The following is a 22,478-nucleotide window of genomic DNA, read 5'->3' on the forward strand; positions in this document are numbered from 1 at the left end:
GCCACTCACGGGACAATAAAAACAATGAACCCCAGCCTGACTGATTCCCCTGCACTATCGCGGCGCGGCGTTTTGAAAATCGGCCTGTGCGCCAGCGCTTTCCTGGCCACCGCCGGGCTGGGCGCGAGCCTCAGCGGTTGCTCCAGCAGCACCCCGGCCAGCGGTTTTGCCATGCTGCGCAGCAGCGACCTGCCGTTTTTACGCGCCGTAATCCCGGTGCTGCTCGAAGGCGCGGCCAGCGCCGAGGACGTGGTCGCCGGCATTGAAGACACCCTGAAAAAGCTCGACTACAGCCTGCAGCACCTGTCGCCGGAGATGTTCAAGCTCACCCAGCAACTGTTCGACGTGTTGAGCATGGGCATTACCCGAGGCCCGTTGACCGGCATCTGGGGCGGCTGGGAAAACGCCAGCGCCGATCAAATCCGCAACTTCCTGCACCGCTGGGAAAACAGCTACCTCAACCTGCTGCGCATGGGCCAGGGCTCGCTGCTCAAGCTGGTGATCATGGCCTGGTACTTCCGCCCTGCGTCGTGGGCGCATTGCGGCTATCCCGGGCCACCCAAGATCTAGCCCTGATAACTCAATCAACTGTGGGAGCTGGCTTGCCTGCGATAGCGGTCGTGAATCCAACATCGCTATCGCAGGCAAGCCAGCTCCCACATTGATTGCAACTTCGTACAGAACAACAAGAGAGCAACCCCATGCCCGTACCCGATCTGTTCCGCGACGGCCTGGCCCGTGGCTGGAAAACCCACAATGGCGCCGCCTTGAACAGCGACCTGACCCTGGAAGCCGACGTTGCAATCATCGGCAGCGGCGCCGGTGGCGGCACCACGGCCGAAATCCTCAGCGCCGCCGGCTACAAGGTCCTGCTGATCGAAGAAGGCCCACTCAAGACCAGCAGCGACTTCAAACTGCTCGAAGACGAGGCCTACGCCAGCCTGTATCAGGAAGGCATCGGCCGCATGAGCAAGGACGGCGCGATTACCATCCTGCAGGGCCGGGCGGTGGGCGGCACCACGCTGATCAACTGGACATCGAGCTTTCGCACGCCCGACGCCACCCTCGCCCACTGGGCCAGCGAATACGCGGTGAAGGGCCACAGCAGCGCCGAGATGGCGCCGTGGTTCGAGAAGATGGAACAACGCCTGGGCATCGCGCCCTGGGCCATACCGCCGAACGCCAACAATGATGTGATCCGCAAAGGCTGCGAAAAACTCGGCTACAGCTGGCATGTGATCCCGCGCAATGTGCGTGGCTGCTTCAACCTGGGGTATTGCGGCATGGGCTGCCCGGTCAACGCCAAGCAGTCGATGCTGGTGACCACCATTCCATCGACTCTGGAAAAGGGTGGCGAATTGCTCTACCTGGCCCGCGCCGAACACCTTAAATACAGCGGCGACACGATCAGCAGCCTCGAATGCGTGGCGATGGACGAGCGCTGCGTAGCGCCGACCGGTCGCAAGATCACGGTGAAGGCCAAGCACTACGTACTCTCGGGCGGCGGCATCAACAGCCCGGCATTGCTGATGCGCTCGGATGCCCCCGACCCGCATTCACGGCTGGGCAAACGCACCTTTTTGCACCTGGTGAACTTCTCCGCCGGGCTGTTCGACGAGGTGATCAACCCGTTCTACGGCGCGCCGCAGTCGATCTATTCCGACCATTTCCAATGGCAGGACGGCACCACCGGCAAAATGTCCTACAAGCTGGAGGCGCCTCCCTTACACCCAGGCTTGGCCAGCACCCTGTTTGGCGGCTACGGCACGCAAAACGCGCTGGAGATGAGCCAACTGCCCCATACCCACGCCATGCTCGCGTTGCTGCGCGACGGCTTTCACCCCGACAGCCCCGGCGGCACCGTGGAGTTGCGCGGGGACGGCACGCCGGTGCTGGATTATCAGGTCTCGGACTACGCTTGGGACGGCCTGCGCCGGGCCTTTCATACCATGGCCGAAATTCAGTTCGCGGCAGGCGCCAAGTCAGTCAAGCCGCTGCATCACGATGCGCGTTACGTGACCACCCTGGCCGAGGCCAAAAGCATGATTGACGGCTTGAGCCTGGAATTGCACCGCACGGCGCTGGGCAGCGCCCATGTGATGGGCGGTTGTGCGATGGGTGAGGATCCGAAAAATGCAGTCGCCGACAGCCTCGGTCGCCACCATCAACTGCGCAATTTGTCGATCCACGATGGCTCGTTATTCCCCACCAGCATTGGGGCTAACCCGCAATTGTCGGTGTACGGGTTGACCGCGCAACTGGCGACAGCGTTGGCCGAACGTCTGAAAACAGCGTGAAAAAACCGGCTATTCACGGTGTCTATACGGCTTTCTTATGCGTAAGTTGACTTGGCCGACCGGGATGGCTGCGATACCATCCGGTTCCCCAACGGACTCCGCCAGGACGACGCGATGAACCGAGTGTTGTACCCAGGTACCTTCGACCCGATTACCAAAGGCCATGGCGATCTGGTCGAACGCGCCTCGCGCTTGTTCGACCATGTGATCATCGCGGTCGCCGCCAGCCCCAAGAAAAACCCGCTGTTCCCCCTGGAACAGCGCGTAGAGCTGGCGCAAGAGGTCACCAAGCACCTGCCCAACGTGGAAGTGGTGGGCTTTTCGACCTTGCTGGCACACTTCGCCAAAGAGCAGAACGCCAATGTGTTCCTGCGTGGCCTGCGTGCGGTGTCGGACTTCGAATACGAATTCCAGCTGGCCAACATGAACCGCCAACTGGCGCCGGACGTGGAAAGCCTGTTCCTCACGCCGTCGGAACGTTATTCGTTCATTTCCTCGACGTTGGTCCGTGAAATCGCCGCTTTGGGCGGAGATATCACCAAGTTTGTGCACCCGGCTGTAGCCGATGCGCTGACGCTTCGATTCAAGAAGTGATTTGCCGTAAGAACGAGCTGTGGCTTGTTGTGGCGAGCAGGCTTGCCCTGCGTTGGGCTGCGCAGCAGCCCTAAAATCAGACGATTCGGTTCTGCCTGACACTGCGCGGTGCTTTGAATAGGGGCCGCTACGCAGCCCAACGCGGGGCAAGCCCGCTCGCCACAACAAGCCCGCTCGCCACAGGTTAATTTGCCACAGGTCATGTGCACTCGCACTGCGGGCGCCAATGCGGCACAATTGCGCGCATTAGTTTTCAGATGCCTTGGCTGACAGCCCTGGCAGGAGTTTCCATGTCCCTGATCATCACCGACGATTGCATCAATTGCGACGTCTGCGAACCCGAGTGCCCGAACGCCGCGATTTCCCAGGGCGAAGAGATCTACGTGATCGACCCCAACCTGTGCACCCAGTGTGTCGGCCACTATGACGAACCACAGTGCCAGCAGGTGTGCCCGGTGGATTGCATTCCGCTGGATGAAGCGCATCCGGAATCGGAAGAGCAGTTGATGGCCAAGTACCGGTTGATTACCGGCAAGGCTTGAAGTTTTTTATTGCCTTAAGGGCCTCATCGCAGGCAAGCCAGCTCCCACATTTGGATTTGTGAATACCTTCAAGTGTGGGAGCTGGCTTGCCTGCGATTGCGGTATCAGCCATCACACAGCATCAGCTCTGGCACTTGGGGCAAAACACACTCGCCCGCTGCCCCAGCACCACATTGCGCAACTCCGTCCCGCAGACCTTGCACGCCTCGCCGCCCCGGCCGTAGACGAACAACTCCTGCTGGAAATACCCCGGCTGCCCATCCCCGCCGATAAAGTCGCGCAACGTCGTACCGCCCCGCTCGATAGCCGCCGCCAGGATGCGTTTGATCTCAATCGCCAGCTTTAGATAACGCGCCCGGGAAATACCGCCCGCTTCGCGGCGCGGATCAATTCCCGCCGCAAACAACGCTTCTGTCGCATAGATATTGCCCACGCCCACCACCACCGCGTTGTCCATGATGAACGGCTTCACCGCCATCGAACGCCCACGGGACAGCTTGAACAGGCGCTCGCCATCAAACAGGTCGGTCAACGGCTCCGGCCCCAGGCGAATCAACAATTCGTGGTTGTGCGGGTCCTGGCTCCAAAGCATCGCGCCAAAACGCCGCGGGTCGGTGTAGCGCAGGGCCAGGCCGGATTCGAGCTCAATGTCCACATGCTCATGCTTGAGCGCGGGAGACCCGACTTCCACCAGGCGCAAATTGCCCGACATGCCCAAATGGCTGATCAAGGTGCCCACCTCAGCATTGATCAGCAGGTATTTGGCCCGTCGCTCCACCAGCACAATGCGTTGCCCGGACAGGCGCACATCCAGGTCCTCCGGAATCGGCCAGCGCAGGCGCCGTTCCCGCACCACCACGCGGCTGACGCGCTGGCCTTCCAGGTGCGGCGCAATTCCGCGTCTTGTAGTTTCGACTTCTGGTAACTCGGGCATGCATACCTCTAGAAGACAGGTTTAGTGGGCGCCCAGCTCGCGAATCGACAGTTTCATGCTTTCAAAGTCGTAATCCGACAGGCCCACGTAATCCAGCACCAGATGGCCGATGGCATTCCACTCATGGTCCACCGTCTGGCTGCCCAGCACGCGGTAGGACGAGCAAATGTGCTCGGCCATTTTCAGGATCGCCAGCAGGTTTTTAAGCTGCGGATTACGCGACGACTCATCGCTGAAAATCGCCAGGGCGTTGTGGTGGTTGGCGATGGCGTCGGTCACGTGCTCCGGCAGGCGCCAAGACTTGGCGGTGTAGTAGCCGACCACGGCATGGTTGGTGTTGAACGCGTTGTTCTCGGTGTCGACCACGCGGCAATCCGGGCCGGCATTGGCATAAGCCTCTTCCAGCACCGCCATGTAATTGGGGAAGCGCTTGAGCATCAGCGGCACGCCGCAATCGTGGAACAGCCCCAAAGCATAGGCTTCGTCGACTGTTTGCGAGCCGGTGCGCTTGGCCAGGGTCAGGCAGGTCATGGCCACGTCCTGGGCGGTGTCCCAGAAGCGATTGAGGGTGACGATGGTGTCGTCGCTCATCTCGCCCTTGATCGACAGCGCGTTGATCAGGTTGATGATCGAACGGCTGCCCAGCAGGTTCACCGCGCGCTGGATCGAGGCGATTTTGTTGCTCAGGCCGAAATACGACGAGTTGACGATCTTCAGCAGTGCGCCGGACAGGCCCGGGTCCTGAGAGATCAACCGCGCAATCACCTCCAGGTCCGGGTCGGGCATGTACTGCTCCATCTGCAAATCCACCATGATTTGCGGCTGGGGCGGCACGCTGATGCCTTGCAGGGCCTGCTGGATCTGTTCGGGAGAAAGCTCTTGGGACATAAGTACACACTCTGGGCTAAGCGCGAATTCTACCCTCTATGGGAAGCTGACTGACACCTCAAAAAACTGAGCCGACACTTGATCAAATGTGGGAGCTGGCTTGCCTGCGATTGCATCACCACCGTACGTCAGATACACCGGGCCGTCTGCATCGCAAGCAAGCCAGCTCCCACATGAATCGGTGCGCAACAGGTATACTCCCGCTCTTTTTTCCGGAGCGACGTCATGTCCCTGCCAAGCCTGCGTCTCAAAGCCAACGCCGATCGTCGTTTGCGCAACGGCCACCTGTGGGTCTACAGCAACGAAATCGACGTGGCCGCCACCCCACTTCACGGCTTTCAGGCAGGCGACCAGGCCATCCTGGAAGCAGCCGGCGGCAAGACCCTGGGCATCGTGGCCATGAGCCCGAACAACCTGATCTGCGCCCGCCTGCTGTCGCGCGACATCAAGCTGCCGCTGGACAAGTCGCTGCTGGTGCACCGCATCAATGTGGCCCTGTCCCTGCGTGATCGCCTGTTCGACAAGCCGTTCTACCGCCTGGTCTACGGCGACTCCGACCTGTTGCCAGGCCTGGTGGTCGACCGTTTCGGCGACATCCTCGTGGTGCAGATCGCTTCGGCGACCATGGAAGCGCACAAAGAAGACGTGATTGCTGCACTGACCCAAGTGCTCAAGCCAAGCGGCATCCTGTTCAAGAACGACTCCGCCGCGCGTGACGCCGAAGGCCTCAACCGCTACGTCGAAACCGTGTTCGGCCTGGTGCCGGAATGGGTTGCACTGGAAGAAAACGGCGTGAAATTCGAAGCCCCGGTGATCCAGGGCCAGAAGACCGGCTGGTTCTACGACCACCGCATGAACCGCGCACGCCTGGCCCCGTATGCCAAAGGCAAACGCGTGCTCGACCTGTACAGCTACATCGGCGGCTGGGGCGTGCAAGCAGCGGCCTTCGGCGCCAGTGAAGTGTTCTGCGTCGACGCCTCCGCCTTCGCCCTCGACGGCGTTGAGCGCAACGCGGCGCTGAACGGCGTGGCCGAGAAAATGACCTGCATCGAAGGCGACGTCTTCGAAGCGCTGAAAGAACTGAAAGCCAGCGAAGAGCGTTTCGACGTGATCGTCGCCGACCCACCGGCCTTCATCAAACGCAAAAAAGACATGAAAAACGGCGAAGGCGCCTACCGCCGCCTGAACGAGCAAGCCATGCGCCTGCTCAGCAAAGACGGCATCCTCGTCAGCGCCTCGTGCTCCATGCACTTGCCCGAAGACGACCTGCAAAACATCCTGCTGACCAGCGCCCGCCACCTGGACCGCAATATCCAGATGCTCGAACGCGGCGGCCAGGGCCCGGATCACCCGGTGCACCCGGCGATTGCCGAGACGCGGTACATCAAGAGCATTACGTGCCGGTTGTTGCCGAATAGCTAAGTAACACACTGCCCAAAGGTGGGAGCTGGCTTGCCTGCGATGGCGGAGGATCAGTCGATGATGCATTGGCTGATACACCGCTATCGCAGGCAAGCCAGCTCCCACATTCATTTGTGCTGTGTCAGAAATATTCCCGCAAGCCATGCAAGTGGAGACAGTTCACAAAACATTTTCTGATTGAATTCCATTTTTCGCAGACTAGTATTCGTCTCTGGAATGACTCCGGAAAACAAAAACAATGTCTGGGCCCCACCTCTCTCGCTTCATCCTCATCACCTGCATTTCCCTGATCAGCTTTTTCCCGATCAATATTCTGCTGCCGTCGTTTCCCGCCCTGGCGGCCAGGTTCGACACGCCTACAGCCGATATCGCGCTCTCCATCAGCCTGTTCACACTGGTCTTCTCGATATCCCAACTGATCGCCGGTCCGTTATCGGATAAGTGGGGGCGCAAAGAAGTCCTGATCGGCTGCATCACCCTGTCGATCCTGGGCGCCATCGGTTGCGCACTGTCGACGGACTACCTGACCTTCCTGCTGTTTCGCAGCGTCCAGGCCATGGGCTGCGGTTTCTTTGTGCTGGGCCACGCACTGGTCGAAGACTTGTTCGACGAACAAGACCGCGCCCGCGCTCGCCTCTATTACATGACCCTGAGCGGTTCGTTTGTGGCGCTGTCCCCGCTGATCGGCTCCTGGCTGCAAACCACCTTCGACTGGCACGGCAGTTTCTACGGCTTTGCGCTGATGGCGTTGGGGATGCTGATCCATGCGCTGTGCATTCTGCCGTCCAAATCCGCCAGCCCGCATCGGGCGCCTGTGTCGATCTTCGGCACGCTCAAGGCCGTCGCACGAAATCGAGACTTTCTGCGCTACTGGTGGATCGCCGCGCTGGTATTCGCCTGTTATTTCGCGCTGATCAGCGTGACACCGCTGATTTTCATGGATGCCTTGAAGCTGTCCGAATACCAGTACGCCTTGGTGCTGATGGTGTACGGCATGGCCTACCTGCTCGGCGGCGTGGCTGCCTCGTACTTGCAAAAACGCATCTCGCTGTCCCGGCAGATCAACCTCGGCCTCGGCTTGCTGCTCATTGCCGGCGTGCTGTTAACGCTGATCATCAGCTTCGAGGCCATCACCACCGTGACCCTGCTGATCCCGATGCTGATCAGCGCCCTGGCCGTAACGCTGGTTCGACCTGCCGCGATATCTGCGGCAATGCTGCTGTTCTCCAGCAGCGCGGGCACGGCAGCATCGGCAGGCAACAGCATCATGTTCCTCACCGCCGCCGTCGGTAGCGCCGCCCTGGCGCAGACTGGCGGCCACTTGCTGATGACTATCGCCATCAGTTTCGTGGTTTTGAGCCTGTGGGGCTGGGTCACCAATGCTCGGGTCAGTCGCTGATGCCCCGGCCGCACGCCTCGTAAGCATTATCTTCACACCGGCGGCCATTCCCTCCAGCCGCCAGCGGTGTAGAATCGGCCTATTCATCGCCAGTCATCCCCCGGCGGGTTTATGAGCTCGAGGCCCAAGCAAGCGGCGATCCCGCGACGCGAGTGGCAACTTCCGGACACACGGCCATTTCTGAGTGTTCCAGACGTCAATAGAAGCTCACTCACCTTTAGTACCTGATTAGCCGCCCGGAGTGCTCCAATGCCTGATTACCGTTCGAAAACATCCACCCACGGCCGCAACATGGCCGGCGCGCGCGCACTGTGGCGTGCCACGGGAATGAAAGATGACGACTTCAAAAAGCCGATCATCGCGATTGCCAACTCATTTACCCAGTTCGTACCGGGCCACGTCCACCTCAAGGACCTGGGCCAACTGGTCGCCCGCGAAATCGAACGCGCCGGCGGTGTAGCCAAAGAATTCAACACCATCGCCGTGGACGACGGCATCGCCATGGGCCATGACGGCATGCTGTATTCCCTGCCGAGCCGCGAGATCATCGCCGACTCCGTGGAATACATGGTCAACGCCCACTGCGCCGACGCCATCGTGTGCATTTCCAACTGCGACAAGATCACCCCCGGCATGCTGATGGCCGCCCTGCGCCTGAACGTCCCGGTGATCTTCGTCTCCGGCGGCCCGATGGAAGCCGGCAAGACCAAACTTGCCAGCCACGGCCTCGACCTGGTCGATGCCATGGTGATCGCCGCCGATTCCAGCGCTTCTGACGAGAAGGTCGCGGAATACGAGCGCAGCGCCTGCCCTACCTGCGGTTCGTGCTCCGGCATGTTTACCGCCAACTCGATGAACTGCCTGGTCGAAGCCCTGGGCCTGGCGTTGCCGGGCAACGGCTCAACGCTCGCCACCCACAGCGACCGCGAGCAGCTGTTCCTGCAGGCTGGCCGCACCATCGTCGAGCTGTGCAAGCGCTACTACCATGACAACGATGAGTCGGTGTTGCCGCGCAACATCGCCAACTTCAAGGCGTTCGAAAACGCCATGACCCTGGACATCGCCATGGGCGGTTCCACCAACACCATCCTGCACTTGCTGGCTGCTGCCCAGGAAGCCGAGATCGATTTCGACCTGCGCGACATCGACCGTCTGTCCCGTCACGTGCCGCAACTGTGCAAAGTCGCGCCGAACATCCAGAAGTACCACATGGAAGACGTGCACCGCGCTGGCGGGATCTTCTCGATCCTGGGCTCCCTGGCCCGTGGCGGCCTGCTGCACACCGACCTGCCGACCGTGCACAGCAAGACCGTCGCCGAAGGCATCGCCAAGTGGGACATCACCCAGACTGACGACGAAGCCGTGCACACCTTCTTCAGGGCAGGCCCGGCGGGCATTCCGACACAAACCGCGTTCAGCCAGTCGACCCGCTATGAAACCCTGGACGACGACCGTGAAAACGGCTGCATCCGCAGTGTCGAGCACGCCTACTCGCAAGAAGGCGGCCTGGCCGTGCTGTACGGCAACATCGCCCTCGACGGCTGCGTGGTGAAAACCGCCGGTGTGGATGAGTCGATCCACGTCTTCGAAGGCCGCGCCAAGATCTACGAAAGCCAGGACAGCTCGGTGCGTGGCATCCTCGCCGACGAAGTGAAAGAAGGCGACATCGTGATCATCCGCTACGAAGGCCCGAAAGGCGGCCCGGGTATGCAGGAGATGCTCTACCCCACGTCCTACCTGAAATCCAAAGGCCTGGGCAAAGCCTGCGCCTTGCTCACCGATGGCCGTTTCTCCGGCGGCACCTCGGGCCTGTCCATCGGCCACGCTTCGCCAGAAGCCGCTGCCGGCGGCGCGATTGGCCTGGTGCAGGACGGCGACAAGGTGCTGATCGACATTCCGAACCGCTCGATCAACCTGTTGATCAGCGATGAAGAACTCGCGGCACGCCGGGTTGAGCAGGACAAGAAAGGCTGGAAACCGGTTGAAAAGCGTCCGCGTAAAGTGACGACCGCGTTGAAAGCCTACGCCCTGCTGGCGACCAGCGCCGACAAGGGTGCTGTGCGTAACAAAGCGATGCTCGACGGCCTGTAAGCCTCGCCCATAAAAAATGCCCCGCCAGGTGCGGGGCATTTTTTTGCCTGGAGAAAATCCCCCATACACTGAAGATCAACTGTGGGAGCTGCGGTGCGACGATTCGACTTGCCTGCGATAGCGGTGGGCCAGCCGACCCATGTATTGCCTGACACACCGCCTTCGCGAGCAAGCCCGCTCCCACAGTTGACCGAGTTCCCACTTGAGAATGCGGTCGAATGTGGGAGCGGGCTTGCTCGCGAAGCAGGCGACTCGGTCTTACTGAATCTCCTCCGGCTTCACGATCACCCAGTTCTTGTCCGCCGTCACCGGCAGACCTTCTTTAGCTTGCGCAGCTGCGTGCTTGGCCATCATGCCGTTCAGCTGCGTCATGTACTTGTCCTTGCGGTTGACCCACAAGTGAATGCCGCCCTTGGCCACGTCCACATCGTGGAACAGCATGTAACCATCGCTGGTCGGCGTGTCGCCACCCACGATCACTGGTTTCTTCCATTCGTCGATGTAGGTCAGGATTGCCGCGTGTTTGCCCGCCATCCACGTCGCCGGGGTCCACAGGTACGGGGTCAGTTCCAGACCAAGGTTGGCCTTCTCGTCATACTTGCCGGCGGTAATCTGTTTACGCGCGGTGGTCAGCTCGCCGGTCTTGCGGTCCTTGAGCAGCGTGCTCACGCCGATAACGTTCTGGGGTTTGACGTTGTAACCGTACTTCGGATCGGCCGCGACCATGCGCACCAATTCCTCGGACGCGGCCGTCATCACATACACCTCGATGCCGTTTTCCATCAGCTTGTTGTACAGCTCGGCCTGGCCGGTGAAGACTTTTGGCGGCTGCACCTCGGATTTCTTCACCACGTCGCCTTCAAAGTAGGTGACGGGGACCGGTTTGCCGGAGGCCATCAACTCATCCACCTGGACCTTGAGTTCCTTAAGCGTGAAGCCCGAAAAAATCTGCGCGACCCACGGGTAGCAGACCATGTCGTCGACTTCGCACAGGCGGTAGTAGTAGCTGAACAGGCTTTCCTTGTGGTCCGCGGTGTCCTTGAACGGCATCAGCTTCAGGGAGGGGTCCATGGTGTCACGGGTGATCAGGCCCTTGTTTTCCATGTAGGGCAGCAAGGATTCTTCGAGGTCGTAGCGGTAGCTGGTGTTGTCCATGTCGAACACCGCGAAATTGCCCTTGTTGGCGTTGGCGGCGATCATCTTGTTCAGTTGCTCGGCGGCAGGCGCCGGCCAGTGCTTCAACTCGGTGGCGGCAAAGGCCTGGCCTGCGAGGCCAAGGCAGAAGGCGGCGGCTAGTAATTTCGGCGCGAGCTTCATAAGCGTTTTCTCCCTGAGTGAAAGACATCGACGCTAACAAATTCTTGTGACAGTTCCCAAGTCGAGCGCGACCGTACGCGTTCTGATCCCGTCACGGCCATACGCCTGAGCGTCAAACGCTTATTCCAAAAACGACAGTCACCATTCCATATCGGTATTAAATCAATATATTTCAAGCTGTTAGGCTTTCCGGTTCGCAATCGCAGGCTCACGCGGTTGGCTGCACTCTCAATGGAGCTTCAATGAATCTGCCTCTGATTCTCAACGTATTGATGTTCGTGGCCCTGTTGCTGGGCCTGGCACAAACCCGTCACACAAACTGGAGCCTCGCCAAGAAGGTCCTGTTCGCCCTCGTACTCGGCGTGGTGTTCGGCGCCGTTCTGCACACGATCTACGGCGACGGCAACCCCGTGCTCAAGGCCTCCATCGGCTGGTTCGACCTGGTCGGCAACGGCTATGTGCAACTGCTGCAAATGATCGTGATCCCGCTGGTATTCGCCTCGATCCTCAGCGCCGTGGCGCGCCTGCATAACGCCTCGTCCCTGGGCAAGATCAGCTTCCTGACCATCGGCACGCTGCTGTTCACCACCGCAATTGCAGCGCTGATCGGCATCGGCTTGACCAACCTGTTCGGCCTCACCGCCGAAGGTTTGGTGGCCGGTACTCAGGAAATGGCGCGCCTGCAAGTGATCCAGAGTGATTACGCGGGCAAGGTCGCCGACCTGAATATCCCGCAGCTGCTGCTGTCGTTCGTGCCAGCCAACCCGTTTGCCGACCTGGCCCGCGCCAAGCCGACGTCGATCATCAGCGTGGTGATTTTCGCCGCGTTCCTCGGGGTTGCCGCACTGCAACTGCTCAAGGATGACGTGGAAAAAGGCCAGAAAGTGCTCAACGCCATCGACACCCTGCAAGCCTGGGTGATGCGTCTGGTGCGCTTGGTGATGAAGCTGACGCCGTACGGTGTATTGGCGCTGATGACCAAGGTGGTCGCCGGTTCCAACCTGCAAGACATCATCAAGCTTGGCAGTTTTGTGGTGGTGTCGTACCTGGCGTTGGGCCTGATGTTCGTGGTGCACGGCCTGCTGCTGTCGCTGGCCGGGATCAACCCGCTGCGCTTCTTCCGCAAGGTGTGGCCGGTGCTGACCTTTGCCTTCACCAGCCGCTCCAGCGCGGCGGCGATCCCGCTGAGCATCGAAGCGCAGACCCGCCGTCTGGGCATTCCACACTCCATCGCCGGTTTTGCCGCTTCGTTTGGCGCGACCATTGGCCAGAACGGATGCGCCGGTCTCTACCCTGCGATGTTGGCGGTGATGGTTGCGCCGACCGTCGGCATCAACCCGCTGGACCCGCTGTGGATCGCGACGCTGGTGGCGATTGTGACCTTGAGTTCGGCCGGTGTGGCGGGCGTGGGCGGTGGTGCGACGTTTGCCGCGCTGATCGTGCTGCCGGCGATGGGTTTGCCGGTGTCACTGGTGGCGCTGCTGATTTCGGTGGAGCCGCTGATTGATATGGGCCGTACGGCGTTGAACGTGAATGGTTCGATGACGGCGGGCGCGATTACCAGCCAGGTCATGGGGCAGACGGATAAAGCGTTGCTGGATGCCGATGAGCATGCCGAATTAGCGCAGGCCTGATAGATCGCTATCGCAGGCAAGCCAGCTCCCACAGGTTGATCCGGTTTCTTCAGAAAAACTCGGTCAACTGTGGGAGCTGGCTTGCCTGCGATGCTCTTAGGCCTTTTCCCAAACCTCAAAGTTGTACGCCGGCTTATCGCCCTCAGCCGGGTTTTCAACATTCGACACCAACTTCCACTGGCCCCGATCAAACTCCGGAAACCACGCGTCCCCCTCCGGACTCAACGCTACCCGCGTCAAATACAAGCGATCCGCCTGCTCCAGCCCCTGCGCATACAATTGCGCACCGCCGATCAGCATCAGCTCATCCACGCCTTGCGCCAGCGCCCACTCTTCGGCGCGCTCGACCGCCGCCTCCAGTGACGGAAAAACTTCCGCACCTTCAAGCACAAGATCGGTCTGACGGCTAACCACCAGGTTCAAACGCCCCGGCAACGGTCGGCCGAGGGAATCCCAGGTCTTGCGCCCCATGATGATCGGCTTGCCGAGCGTGGTGGCCTTGAAATATTTGAAATCCCCCGGCAAATGCCAGGGCATGCTGTTGTCGACGCCGATCACACGGTTTTCACCGAGGGCTGCGATCAGGCTTAAAGGGAGAGTTTTTTTCATGGCGACGAGAATACCAGAGCCGCGAGTCAGCGGTTATGCTCCAGGCTCACTTGCTCAACAGGATGGCGCGTGACTGCACTGAACCCCCTGCACAAACTCTGGCTGACAGAAACCGTGCGCCTGCGTGAAGAACACGCAGGCCTTCTGGAAGACCTGGAAGCCAACCGCCTGGCCCGCACGGCCGGCGGCGACTTGCCAACGCGCATCCAGCACCGCGCCCTGCACCTGTCCGAGCGCGACGGCCTGACCGCCGCACTCACCCGCTGGCTGCAAGGCGCGCGTCTGGCATTGGTGTTACTGGCGATCGTCGCGGTGGTCAGCGGCGCCGGGCTGGCCTTTGCCGCCTTGGGCAATGGCCTGACGCCGGTGAATGTGTTCTGGGCGCTAGGCAGTCTGCTCGGCTTGAACCTGATCCTGCTGGTCAGCTGGGCGCTGGGCCTGCTGTTTGCCGGGGAACACAGCGCCAGCCTGGGGCGGCTGTGGTTATGGCTCAGTGAAAAGCTCGCCCGCGACGCCAAGGCCGCGCAGTTGGCGCCCGCGCTGTTGCTGTTGTTGCAGCGTCAGAAACTCAACCGCTGGGCCGTGGGCGTGCTGGTCAACAGCCTGTGGCTGCTGGCCTTGCTCAGTGCCATGGTAATTCTGCTCACATTGCTCGCCACCCGCCGCTACGGCTTCGTGTGGGAAACCACCATCCTCGGCGCCGATACATTCGTTGCCGTCACCAAAACCCTCGGCAGCCTGCCCGCCTTGCTGGGCTTCAATGTGCCGACAGTCGAAATGATCCGCGCCAGCGGCGATTCCGCCCTGAATATCGAAAGCGCGCGCCAGGCCTGGGCCGCGTGGCTGGTCGGCGTGCTGCTGGTCTACGGCCTGCTGCCACGGTTGATTCTCGCCCTGCTGTGCCTGTGGCGCTGGAAACGCGGGCGCGCAGCCTTACGCCTGGACCTGAACCTGCCGGGCTACAGCCAGCTGCGCGAACGTTTGATGCCCAGCAGCGAGCGCCTTGGCGTCAACGATGCCGCGCCCGAACAGTTGCACCCTGTAACCGGCGGTGTCAGCGAACTGGAAAGTGACGGCGCGCTGCTGGTCGCCATCGAACTCGACGACCAGCACCCATGGCCGCCCAAACTGCCCGCCAGCGTGAAAAACGCCGGCATCCTCGACAGCCGCGAATCACGCAACAAACTGCTGGAACAACTCACCCGCTTTCCGCCCGCGCGCCTGGCCATCGCCTGCGACCCGCGCCGTTCGCCGGACCGTGGCAGCCTGGCGCTGGTCGCCGAACTCGCGCGCAGCGCCACCGCCACCCGCGTGTGGCTGCTGCAAGCGCCACCCGGCCAGGCGCTGGACGCCGAACGCCTCGGCGACTGGCACACCGCACTGCAACAGCTGGAACTGCCCTTCGCCGACTGCGTGCCGCTGAATTGGCTGGAGACCGGTCATGACTAAACCGCTGAAACTCGCCGTGGTCGGCCACACCAATGTCGGCAAAACCTCGCTGCTGCGCACGCTGACCCGCGATGTGGGCTTCGGCGAAGTCTCCCATCGGCCCAGCACCACGCGGCATGTGGAAGGCGCGCGCTTGTCGGTGGACGGCGAAGCCTTGCTGGAGCTGTACGACACGCCCGGCCTCGAAGATGCCATCGCCTTGCTCGACTATTTGGAACGCCTGGACCGACCCGGCGAACGCCTCGATGGCCCGGCCCGACTGGCGCGTTTTCTGGAGGGCAGCGAAGCCCGCCAGCGTTTCGAACAGGAAGCCAAAGTGCTGCGCCAACTGCTGGCGTCCGACGCCGGCCTCTACGTGATCGACGCCCGCGAACCCGTGCTGGCCAAGTACCGCGACGAGCTGCAAGTACTCGCCAGTTGCGGCAAGCCGCTGTTACCCGTACTCAACTTCGTCAGCAGTAGCGACCATCGCGAGCCGGACTGGCGCGAAGCCCTGGCCCGTCTTGGCCTGCATGCACTGGTGCGTTTTGACAGCGTGGCACCACCGGAAGACGGCGAACGGCGGCTGTACGAAAGCCTCGCGCTGTTGTTGGAAAACGCGCGGCCGCAGTTGGAACGGCTGATCCTCGACCAAGAAGCCCAACGCCAGGCCCGCCAACAAAGCGCGGCGCGGCTGATTGCCGAACTGCTGATCGACTGCGCCGCCTGTCGCCGCAGCGTAGTCACCGAAGACGAGCAACAGGCCATCGGCGATCTGCGTAAAGCCGTGCGCCAACGCGAACAAAAATGCGTGGAGGCCCTGCTCAAGCTGTTCGGCTTCCGCCCACAGGACGCCGCCGCCAGCGACTTGCCCTTGCTCGACGGGCGCTGGGGCGACGACCTGTTCAACCCCGAAACCCTCAAGCAACTTGGCGTGCGCGTCGGCGGCGGGATCGCCGCAGGCGCAGCGGCCGGTGCAGGCGTGGATTTATTGGTCGGCGGGCTGACCCTCGGTGCCGCCGCACTGGCCGGCGCGATTGCGGGTGGCGCACTGCAAACCGCGCGCAGCTATGGCAGCCGCTTGCTCGGCAAGATCAAGGGCCAACGCGAACTGACCGTGGACGACAGCGTGCTGCGCCTGCTCGCCCTGCGCCAGCGCCAGCTGCTCAAGGCCCTGAACCTGCGGGGCCACGCAGCGCTGCACAGCATCAAGGTCGACACGCCCCAGGACAAAACCTGGCGCGAAGGTAAATTGCCGGACGCGCTGCATAAAGCCCGCGCCCATCCGCAATGGTCGTCACTAAACCCCCACGCCAAGCTCAGCCAAGCCGAGCGCCAGGAGCAGGTCGAGGCATTGTCAGAACGATTGGACGAGGTGTGAGGCAGTTACTGCTCGTACCATGCCAAGGCGAGAAAAGCCGTGCATAGCGAGCGGATCAGTTCTCTGTCAGCCTTATCGGCGACTCCGTTGCGGTCGACATCCGTGTTGGTAAACGACTCCAGCACGCCGTCACTGTCACCGTCTTGTGCTGCGCTCTCATGGAAGTCCAACTTGACCGCGTTCGGCCGTCCGCTTTTTGCGTAGTGATCGACATAGAAAGTCAGCGCACGCTGACAGTGGCCACCTGCGTTAAACCAGTTGAGCTTCAAGAAGCTATTGGCGAATACCTCAAGCTGGCGTTTATCCAGGTCCAACGCTGCAGGCTCAACAGCTCCCGGCCTCAGGTCGTCGATCTTGCCATCTGCGTTAGTGTCCACCCCGATAAATTCATGCGTCATCACTCCGGGCAGTCGCCATGATGCTGGTAAAACTGCAGAATGACCGTATCAGCAGGCACCTTGCAGTCCTTGCTTTGGGCGGTAGCTTTCAAGTAGCGCATCAGTGTTACTCCTTAAGGTAAGAAACAAGCACCTTAACGGCATGGGTGCGCCGCCTCCAGACGGCGAGTCCGCCTTAGTCGTAAGGCTAATCTAAACAGCTAGTAGCCGTTTAAACGTAGCCTTGAGCATCTGCCGTTCAAGCACCGATACCTGTATTTTCTGGCCTGGTCACCCCAGTGATGCATACGCGGATCTACAGCCCAGAGCCGAGCACAGACGCTGATAGAACATCTGGCCAATGAACTCTGAAAGCGCAACGACTAGCGCCAATTGAACCTTAAGTACTCCTCAATCATGCGCTGCAAGGCCTGTCGATCCACCGTATCAAACAAATCCGGTGCAAGCGCTTCATCGTCCAGCGCTATGACGCCTCTGCCAGTAGGGTCGCAAGCGGTCGCACTGAACATCAGCTTGTCCTTGCTGATCATTGGTTTCTCGTTCTGATAGAAATCCAGGCGAATTTCCACAGGTTTGGTCGCTGTATTGAAGCGGCTCACATAGATATTGATCGAACGGTACGACATGACGGGTCGGCTGAGCCAACTCAACTTCAATACAGCGTTAGCAAAATTCCTGAGCAATTTCCTGTCCAACTCGCCTGAAACTCCATTGCCATCAATGTCGCCAGTGATTTGAAAATCCACAAGACCATCCGCCGTCACGTCTACGGCCGTCGCTGTACGTACCATCTCATCCGGCAGTTCAGGAGCGCGTTGAACAAAATACAGGCTTACGGTATCCGCTTGAGTATTGGAGCTCTGATCCTTCACAACGACTTTCAAATAACGCATCGGTCCAACTCCCTTAGTCAAAGGGAGCACCTTACTGAGTAAGGTAGCGCCTATTCCATGTGCCACGTCGCTCTCTTAGGTCAGAATCGCGCCGATCTCATGAAGGCAACACCAGCAGTTGCCGGGCCTTGAGCTTGAGCACGTCAAGGTCGAGCACCGGCACGTGCATTTCCTTGGCCTGCTCGTCCCAGTGGCGCATGCGCAAACTCACGGCGCACAGCGGGTCCTGTTCAAACGCGTGGGCTTCCTCGGCGCTCATCACGCCGCCCTGATAACCCAGTGTTCGACGGCTGGCTTCGCTCAGGCGCGCGTAGTAGTCGGGTTGGCTGAAGGTCAGGTAGCGCTTGGCTTGCACGTGATACTCCACCAGTTTGGCCATGCGTTCGCTGAAGCCTGCGCGACGCAGGTAATCCGCGCCCAGCCGTTCATGGCTGACCACGCCATAGCCGCCCATGTTCTCGCCGCCCTGGCCGCAGATATGCCCGATGTCGTGAAAAAACGCCGCCAGCACCACTTCATCATCAAAGCCTTCAGCCATTGCCAGCTGCGCGGCCTGGGACATGTGCTCGATCTGCGACACGGGCTCGCCGATGTAATCGGCCTTGCCGTGCTGTTCATACAAGCCGAAGACGTCGGCAATTGCCTGTTCCGGGTTCATCGCGCTTCTCCCCACAACGTTGTGATATTTCGTTCGGCCATCGCCGGCCCCACGCTCATGCCAACGCCGGTGTGCATCAAGGCCGCGCTCACCCCCGGCGCCGCGCGCAGAAAGGAAAAGGGCCCCGGCCCGCGTGAGCCATAAACGCCCTGCCAACGCTCCACCACCTGGATCTTGCACCCCAGCGTCTGCTCGGCCAGCTCGATCATCCAGTCATCGACTTGCTCGGCATTGAAGGGCGAGGCATCGCTGCCGTAGTCGTGGGAATCGCCGATGATCAGTTCGCCATGAGGCGTCGGGCTGATCAGCAGGTGAATGCCGTGTTCGTGCAGGTGCGGTGCATCGCGCAGGATCTGCGCCTGCACTGGCGCGGCTTCCGGCAGGTCGGCGAAGGCGCCGTAATGCACGCAACTCAACCCCGTCAGCAAGGCATGTTGCAGGTTCAGATTGATAGCAGGCCGGGCCCGCAGCATTTGCAGGCGGCAGATGCTCGGATTGAGCTCGGCGATCGATTCCGCCAGCAGGGTTTGATAGTCGTGGCCAGAGCAGACAATGATCTGCTCGCCGCGAAAGCTGCCCGCCGTGCTGTGAAGCTGGCCGGGCTCGACGTCGCGTACCAGGGTGGAGAAGTGAAACTCCACGTTCAGTTCCTGCGCCAGGTAGTTGATCAACGCCGGAATCGCTTCGCGCGAATACAGCTGCTGATCGTCCTTGCCATGCAGCGCCGCGCGGTGATGGCGGAACTGGCCGCCATACAGATCCTTCATCGCCGCGCCTTGCAGCAACTCGACGTTGTAGCCGTGCTGTTGCGCGCGCCCGGTGCAGAAGGCTTCCAGCAAGTGTTCTTCGGCCTCGGTGCGGGCGAACAGGTACGCGCCGTTGCGCTTGAGTTGCAGACCCGCGACGTGCGCCCAGTGGCCCCAGATCTCGCGGCTTTCGCGCGCCAGGTCAAGCATCGGCCCCGGAGGTTGGCCGGTGACCAGCGCCTGGCCGAAATTGCGCACCGAGGCGCCCAACGGCGTGGCGCTGCGTTCGAAGACCTTGACCTTGAGGCCGCGTTTGGCGGCCGCAAAAGCGTGCGAGAGGCCGAGGATGCCGGCGCCTACAATTAACAGATCACTACTCATGCAGTCCTCTCGTTCCCACGCTCCGCGTGGGAATGCATCGGGTGACGCTCCGCGTCACGATTCCAAGAGCGGACGCAGAGCGTCCGGGGCGGCATTCCCACGCAGAGCGTGGGAACGATCGGTTACTGTTTCTCCGACTTGCCGTCATAGCGCTTGCGCCACTCAGTCAGAATGCTGTCGCGGTTCTTCGACGCCCAGGCAAAGTCGTTCTTGATCAGACGCTGCTCGTAGTCAGCCGGCAATTCGGTCTGCGGCTTGGCGATACCCGGCTGGGCGAGGACGGCAAAGTTGTCTTTGTACAGTTCCATCGCAGCAGGGCTTGCAGAGAAGTCGGCGAGCTTTTTCGCTGCATCAGCATGGGCGGTGCCCTTGATCACGGCGGTGGCTTCAATGTCCCAACCCAGGCCTTCTTTTGGCAGGATGATGTCCAGCGGCGCGCCTTGGCGCTTCAACTGCACGGCCGGGTATTCGAAGGAAATACCAATCGGGAACTCACCCGACGCCGCCAGCTTGCACGGCTTGGAGCCGGAGTGAACGTACTGGCCGATGTTCTGGTGCAGGTCGTCCATGTACTGCCAGCCCTGCTTCTCGCCGAAGGTTTGCAGCCAGGCGCTGACGTCGAGGAAACCGGTGCCGGACGAGGCCGGGTTGGGCATCACGATCTTGCCCTTGTACTCAGGCTTGGTCAGGTCTTGCCAGCTCACGGGCTTGGTCAGGCCTTGTTTCTCGGCTTCGACGGTGTTGAAGCAAATAGTTGCGGCCCACACGTCCATGCCGACCCAGGCCGGTGGGTTGGCGGCGTCGCGGTAGTTTTTGCCGATCTTGTCCAGGTCTTTGGGCGCGTAGTTATCGAGCATGCCTTGCTGGTCAAGGATCGCCAGACTGGACGCGGCCAGGCCCCAGACCACGTCGGCTTGCGGGCGGTCTTTTTCGGCGAGCAGCTTGGCCGTGATGATGCCAGTGGAGTCGCGCACCCACTTGATCTCGACGTCGGGGTTAGCCTTTTCGAAGGCCTGCTTGTAGGTCTTCAACTGCTCGGCTTCGAGGGCCGTGTACACGGTCAACTCGGTCTTGGCGAAGGCATTCAGGCTGAATGCAGTGAGTACCGCAGCGACCAGCGCCAGGGGCTTGAACATGGAACACCTCCTACAGGGACAATTATTGGCCGGGCGCGGTCTGGCGCCAGGCTTGGGAGCGGCGCAACGCGCCACGTGAGGCCCACGCCAGCAGCAGCGAGACGCCGGCCGAGGTGAACAGAATCAAGGTCGACATCGCCGCCGCGCCGCCCACATTGCCGGCGTCGTCCATGTTCAACACGGCGACGGCGGCGAGGATGGTGTCGGGGCTGTAGAGGAAGATCGCGGCGGAGACGGTGGTCATCGCCGACACAAACAGGTAGCGCACGATGTCCAGCAGCGCCGGCAGGCAAATCGGTACCGTCACTTTCAGGTAATGGCGGTACAGCGGCGCCTTGAGGGACTGCGCGGCGGCTTCAAACTCGGCGTCCAGCTGGCGCAGCGCGGTGGTGGCGGTCATCTGCGCGGTGGTCAGGTAGTGCGCAATGGTGCACACCACCAATAAGGTCATGGTCCCGTAGAACACATGCAGCGGGTTGCCGTTGAGATTGAAAAAGAACACGTAACCCAGGCCCAGCACCAAACCCGGCACGGCCATCGGCACAAAGCTGAGCATGCGCAGCGCCAGGTTCAGGCCTTTCTGGCTCTTGGTTTTTTCCATCAGATACGCGCCGGTGAAGATCAGCACGCTGCCGACCAACGCTGTGCACAGCGCCATGGTCAGGCTGTTGCGATAGGCCAGCCAGCCGCCGCCCGCGGTGTCTTCGAATTGGTAATGGCTGAGGGACAATGACAGGTTGTACGGCCAGAATTTGACCAGCGAGGAATACACCGCCATGCCAAATACCAGCAGCAATGCGGCGCAGATCAGCAGCACGATGGCCAGGTAGCAACCGTCCCGCAGCCGCGACGGTGCAGGCTGAAACACCTGGGCGCGGCCACTCATCGAGTCGCCATGGCGACGGCGCAGCCAAGCGTCCACCGCAAAACTGAACAGCGCCGGCAACAACAGCACCATGCCAATCAACGCGCCGCGACCGAACTGTTGCTGGCCGACCACTGCCTTATAGGCTTCCAGCGCCAGCACCTGATAGTCCCCGCCGACCACCACAGGCACGCCGAAATCGGTGATGGTCAGGGTGAACACCAGGCAGAACGCCGCAAACACCGCCTGGCGCGTGGCCGGCCAGGTGATGCTGCGAAACGCCCGGGCCGGGCTGGCGCCCATGCTTGAGGCCGCGTCGAACAAACGGGCATCCGACAGGGACAGCGCCGACAGCAGAATCATCAAGGCGTGTGGGAAGGTGTAGATCACTTCACCCAGCACAATCCCCCAGAAGCCGTAGATATTGTCCGAGAGCAGGCCGCGCAACAGGCCCTGGTTGCCGAACAGGTACACCAGCGCGATCCCCGGCAGCATCGACGGCGCCATTAAAGGCAGCAGCGACAGGCCGCGCCAGATCGCCTTACCCGGAATCAGCGTACGTTGCAGGGCGTAGGCAAACAGGTAAGCCAGCGGTACGACGATGGCCGCGACGCTGAGGGAGACTTTCAGGCTATTGCCCAGTAGCCAGTGGAAGTTGTCGCTGGTCACCAATTCGCGCGCCGCCACCAGGCCGCCGCCCTGCCCGGCTTCACTGCTGAAGCCGCGCCAGAAGATCGCCAGCAACGGCAACAACACAGCAATACCCAGCAACAACAGCCAGAGCAGTTTGCCGCCGACCACGAAAATACGGTCGCCCGTTTCGGCGCGTGAAGCCTGGCGCGGCAGAGTCATCACAGCGGCCATC

At 61.2% G+C, this 22,478-nt stretch carries 20 protein-coding genes; 10 read left to right on the forward strand and 10 right to left on the reverse strand.

Going from position 1 to position 22,478, the window contains the following annotated elements; translation table 11 throughout:
- Positions 1-24: 24 nt before the first annotated feature.
- From BFW87_RS09405 to BFW87_RS09420, 4 genes are all read left to right on the forward strand, one after another.
- A complete protein-coding gene (locus tag BFW87_RS09405; protein WP_078739588.1) occupies positions 25-570 on the forward strand; it encodes a twin-arginine translocation pathway signal protein in 546 nt (181 codons plus the stop codon).
- Positions 571-701: 131 nt separating this feature from the next.
- Positions 702-2,297, forward strand: coding sequence for a GMC family oxidoreductase (locus BFW87_RS09410; protein WP_078739589.1), 1,596 nt, complete (start codon positions 702-704; stop codon positions 2,295-2,297).
- A 114-nt stretch (positions 2,298-2,411) separates the two neighbouring features.
- Positions 2,412-2,891: a pantetheine-phosphate adenylyltransferase gene (gene coaD, locus BFW87_RS09415; RefSeq protein ID WP_003195136.1), complete on the forward strand. Its 480-nt coding sequence runs from the start codon at positions 2,412-2,414 to the stop codon at positions 2,889-2,891.
- Between the two features lie 290 nt (positions 2,892-3,181).
- Positions 3,182-3,433: a YfhL family 4Fe-4S dicluster ferredoxin gene (locus BFW87_RS09420; RefSeq protein WP_078739590.1), complete on the forward strand. Its 252-nt coding sequence runs from the start codon at positions 3,182-3,184 to the stop codon at positions 3,431-3,433.
- A 121-nt stretch (positions 3,434-3,554) separates the two neighbouring features.
- Here the strand turns inward: BFW87_RS09420 and mutM are convergent, their stop codons facing one another.
- A complete protein-coding gene (gene mutM / locus BFW87_RS09425; RefSeq protein WP_078739591.1) occupies positions 3,555-4,367 on the reverse strand; it encodes a bifunctional DNA-formamidopyrimidine glycosylase/DNA-(apurinic or apyrimidinic site) lyase in 813 nt (270 codons plus the stop codon).
- Between the two features lie 21 nt (positions 4,368-4,388).
- The gene (locus BFW87_RS09430; protein WP_176159733.1) at positions 4,389-5,201 is read right to left on the reverse strand and encodes an HDOD domain-containing protein; all 813 of its coding nucleotides are present in this window, start codon (positions 5,199-5,201) and stop codon (positions 4,389-4,391) included.
- A gap of 279 nt (positions 5,202-5,480) precedes the next feature.
- On the opposite strand from BFW87_RS09430, the gene BFW87_RS09435 reads away from it, so the two are divergent.
- The 3 genes from BFW87_RS09435 (at position 5,481) to ilvD (ending at position 10,167) form a co-directional block, all read left to right on the forward strand.
- Positions 5,481-6,677 (forward strand): class I SAM-dependent rRNA methyltransferase, encoded by a 1,197-nt coding sequence (locus tag BFW87_RS09435; protein WP_003213799.1) that lies wholly within the window; start codon positions 5,481-5,483, stop codon positions 6,675-6,677.
- A gap of 238 nt (positions 6,678-6,915) precedes the next feature.
- A complete protein-coding gene (locus tag BFW87_RS09440; protein ID WP_078739593.1) occupies positions 6,916-8,076 on the forward strand; it encodes an MFS transporter in 1,161 nt (386 codons plus the stop codon).
- A 249-nt stretch (positions 8,077-8,325) separates the two neighbouring features.
- The gene (ilvD, locus tag BFW87_RS09445) at positions 8,326-10,167 is read left to right on the forward strand and encodes a dihydroxy-acid dehydratase (protein ID WP_078739594.1); all 1,842 of its coding nucleotides are present in this window, start codon (positions 8,326-8,328) and stop codon (positions 10,165-10,167) included.
- 258 nt (positions 10,168-10,425) lie between these two features.
- Here the strand turns inward: ilvD and BFW87_RS09450 are convergent, their stop codons facing one another.
- Entirely contained in the window at positions 10,426-11,484 is a 1,059-nt protein-coding gene (locus BFW87_RS09450) for a phosphorylcholine phosphatase (RefSeq protein ID WP_078739595.1), read from the reverse strand.
- A gap of 242 nt (positions 11,485-11,726) precedes the next feature.
- Between BFW87_RS09450 and BFW87_RS09455 the strand changes: the two genes are divergently transcribed.
- On the forward strand, positions 11,727-13,118 hold the full coding sequence (locus BFW87_RS09455; RefSeq protein ID WP_078739596.1) for an L-cystine transporter: 1,392 nt from the start codon (positions 11,727-11,729) through the stop codon (positions 13,116-13,118).
- 96 nt (positions 13,119-13,214) lie between these two features.
- Here the strand turns inward: BFW87_RS09455 and BFW87_RS09460 are convergent, their stop codons facing one another.
- Positions 13,215-13,727, reverse strand: a complete 513-nt coding sequence (locus BFW87_RS09460) for a dihydrofolate reductase (protein ID WP_078739597.1) — start codon at positions 13,725-13,727, stop codon at positions 13,215-13,217.
- Positions 13,728-13,796: 69 nt separating this feature from the next.
- Here BFW87_RS09460 and BFW87_RS09465 point away from each other — a divergent pair, with 69 nt between their 5' ends.
- Together BFW87_RS09465 and BFW87_RS09470 are read left to right on the forward strand one after the other, a co-directional pair.
- Positions 13,797-15,176 carry a DUF2868 domain-containing protein gene (locus BFW87_RS09465; RefSeq protein WP_078739598.1) on the forward strand — a complete coding sequence of 460 codons (1,380 nt, stop codon included), beginning with the start codon at positions 13,797-13,799 and terminating at the stop codon, positions 15,174-15,176.
- Entirely contained in the window at positions 15,169-16,536 is a 1,368-nt protein-coding gene (locus BFW87_RS09470) for a DUF3482 domain-containing protein (protein ID WP_078739599.1), read from the forward strand. Before BFW87_RS09465 ends, BFW87_RS09470 begins: the two co-directional genes overlap by 8 nt.
- Positions 16,537-16,541: 5 nt before the next feature.
- On the opposite strand, the gene BFW87_RS09475 is transcribed toward BFW87_RS09470, so the two are convergent.
- The 6 genes from BFW87_RS09475 to BFW87_RS09500 form a co-directional block, all read right to left on the reverse strand.
- On the reverse strand, positions 16,542-16,934 hold the full coding sequence (locus BFW87_RS09475; RefSeq protein ID WP_254865873.1) for a hypothetical protein: 393 nt from the start codon (positions 16,932-16,934) through the stop codon (positions 16,542-16,544).
- Positions 16,935-17,296: 362 nt separating this feature from the next.
- A complete protein-coding gene (locus BFW87_RS09480) occupies positions 17,297-17,827 on the reverse strand; it encodes a hypothetical protein (protein ID WP_078739600.1) in 531 nt (176 codons plus the stop codon).
- A 97-nt stretch (positions 17,828-17,924) separates the two neighbouring features.
- A complete protein-coding gene (locus BFW87_RS09485; protein ID WP_078739601.1) occupies positions 17,925-18,485 on the reverse strand; it encodes a phosphonate degradation HD-domain oxygenase in 561 nt (186 codons plus the stop codon).
- A complete protein-coding gene (locus BFW87_RS09490; protein WP_078739602.1) occupies positions 18,482-19,612 on the reverse strand; it encodes a TIGR03364 family FAD-dependent oxidoreductase in 1,131 nt (376 codons plus the stop codon). The genes BFW87_RS09485 and BFW87_RS09490 overlap by 4 nt, the downstream gene beginning before the upstream one ends.
- A 122-nt stretch (positions 19,613-19,734) precedes the next feature.
- A complete protein-coding gene (locus BFW87_RS09495; RefSeq protein WP_078739603.1) occupies positions 19,735-20,748 on the reverse strand; it encodes a putative 2-aminoethylphosphonate ABC transporter substrate-binding protein in 1,014 nt (337 codons plus the stop codon).
- Between the two features lie 22 nt (positions 20,749-20,770).
- Positions 20,771-22,477 (reverse strand): putative 2-aminoethylphosphonate ABC transporter permease subunit, encoded by a 1,707-nt coding sequence (locus BFW87_RS09500; RefSeq protein WP_078739604.1) that lies wholly within the window; start codon positions 22,475-22,477, stop codon positions 20,771-20,773.
- Between the last annotated feature and the right edge of the window lies 1 nt (position 22,478).

Source organism: Pseudomonas fluorescens (assembly GCF_002022275.1).
In the GTDB taxonomy this organism is placed as follows: domain Bacteria; phylum Pseudomonadota; class Gammaproteobacteria; order Pseudomonadales; family Pseudomonadaceae; genus Aquipseudomonas; species Aquipseudomonas fluorescens_AJ.

Coding starts and splice junctions, on each gene's coding strand:
- BFW87_RS09405 (WP_078739588.1), top strand. CDS start 25: ATGAACCCCAGCCTGACTGATTCCCCTGCACTATCGCGGCGCGGCGTT.
- BFW87_RS09500 (WP_078739604.1), bottom strand. CDS start 22,477: ATGGCCGCTGTGATGACTCTGCCGCGCCAGGCTTCACGCGCCGAAACG.
- BFW87_RS09460 (WP_078739597.1), bottom strand. CDS start 13,727: ATGAAAAAAACTCTCCCTTTAAGCCTGATCGCAGCCCTCGGTGAAAAC.
- BFW87_RS09470 (WP_078739599.1), top strand. CDS start 15,169: ATGACTAAACCGCTGAAACTCGCCGTGGTCGGCCACACCAATGTCGGC.
- BFW87_RS09440 (WP_078739593.1), top strand. CDS start 6,916: ATGTCTGGGCCCCACCTCTCTCGCTTCATCCTCATCACCTGCATTTCC.
- ilvD (WP_078739594.1), top strand. CDS start 8,326: ATGCCTGATTACCGTTCGAAAACATCCACCCACGGCCGCAACATGGCC.
- BFW87_RS09485 (WP_078739601.1), bottom strand. CDS start 18,485: ATGAACCCGGAACAGGCAATTGCCGACGTCTTCGGCTTGTATGAACAG.
- BFW87_RS09450 (WP_078739595.1), bottom strand. CDS start 11,484: ATGAAGCTCGCGCCGAAATTACTAGCCGCCGCCTTCTGCCTTGGCCTC.
- BFW87_RS09490 (WP_078739602.1), bottom strand. CDS start 19,612: ATGAGTAGTGATCTGTTAATTGTAGGCGCCGGCATCCTCGGCCTCTCG.
- coaD (WP_003195136.1), top strand. CDS start 2,412: ATGAACCGAGTGTTGTACCCAGGTACCTTCGACCCGATTACCAAAGGC.
- BFW87_RS09435 (WP_003213799.1), top strand. CDS start 5,481: ATGTCCCTGCCAAGCCTGCGTCTCAAAGCCAACGCCGATCGTCGTTTG.
- BFW87_RS09410 (WP_078739589.1), top strand. CDS start 702: ATGCCCGTACCCGATCTGTTCCGCGACGGCCTGGCCCGTGGCTGGAAA.
- BFW87_RS09475 (WP_254865873.1), bottom strand. CDS start 16,934: ATGACGCATGAATTTATCGGGGTGGACACTAACGCAGATGGCAAGATC.
- BFW87_RS09455 (WP_078739596.1), top strand. CDS start 11,727: ATGAATCTGCCTCTGATTCTCAACGTATTGATGTTCGTGGCCCTGTTG.
- BFW87_RS09480 (WP_078739600.1), bottom strand. CDS start 17,827: ATGCGTTATTTGAAAGTCGTTGTGAAGGATCAGAGCTCCAATACTCAA.
- mutM (WP_078739591.1), bottom strand. CDS start 4,367: ATGCCCGAGTTACCAGAAGTCGAAACTACAAGACGCGGAATTGCGCCG.
- BFW87_RS09420 (WP_078739590.1), top strand. CDS start 3,182: ATGTCCCTGATCATCACCGACGATTGCATCAATTGCGACGTCTGCGAA.
- BFW87_RS09495 (WP_078739603.1), bottom strand. CDS start 20,748: ATGTTCAAGCCCCTGGCGCTGGTCGCTGCGGTACTCACTGCATTCAGC.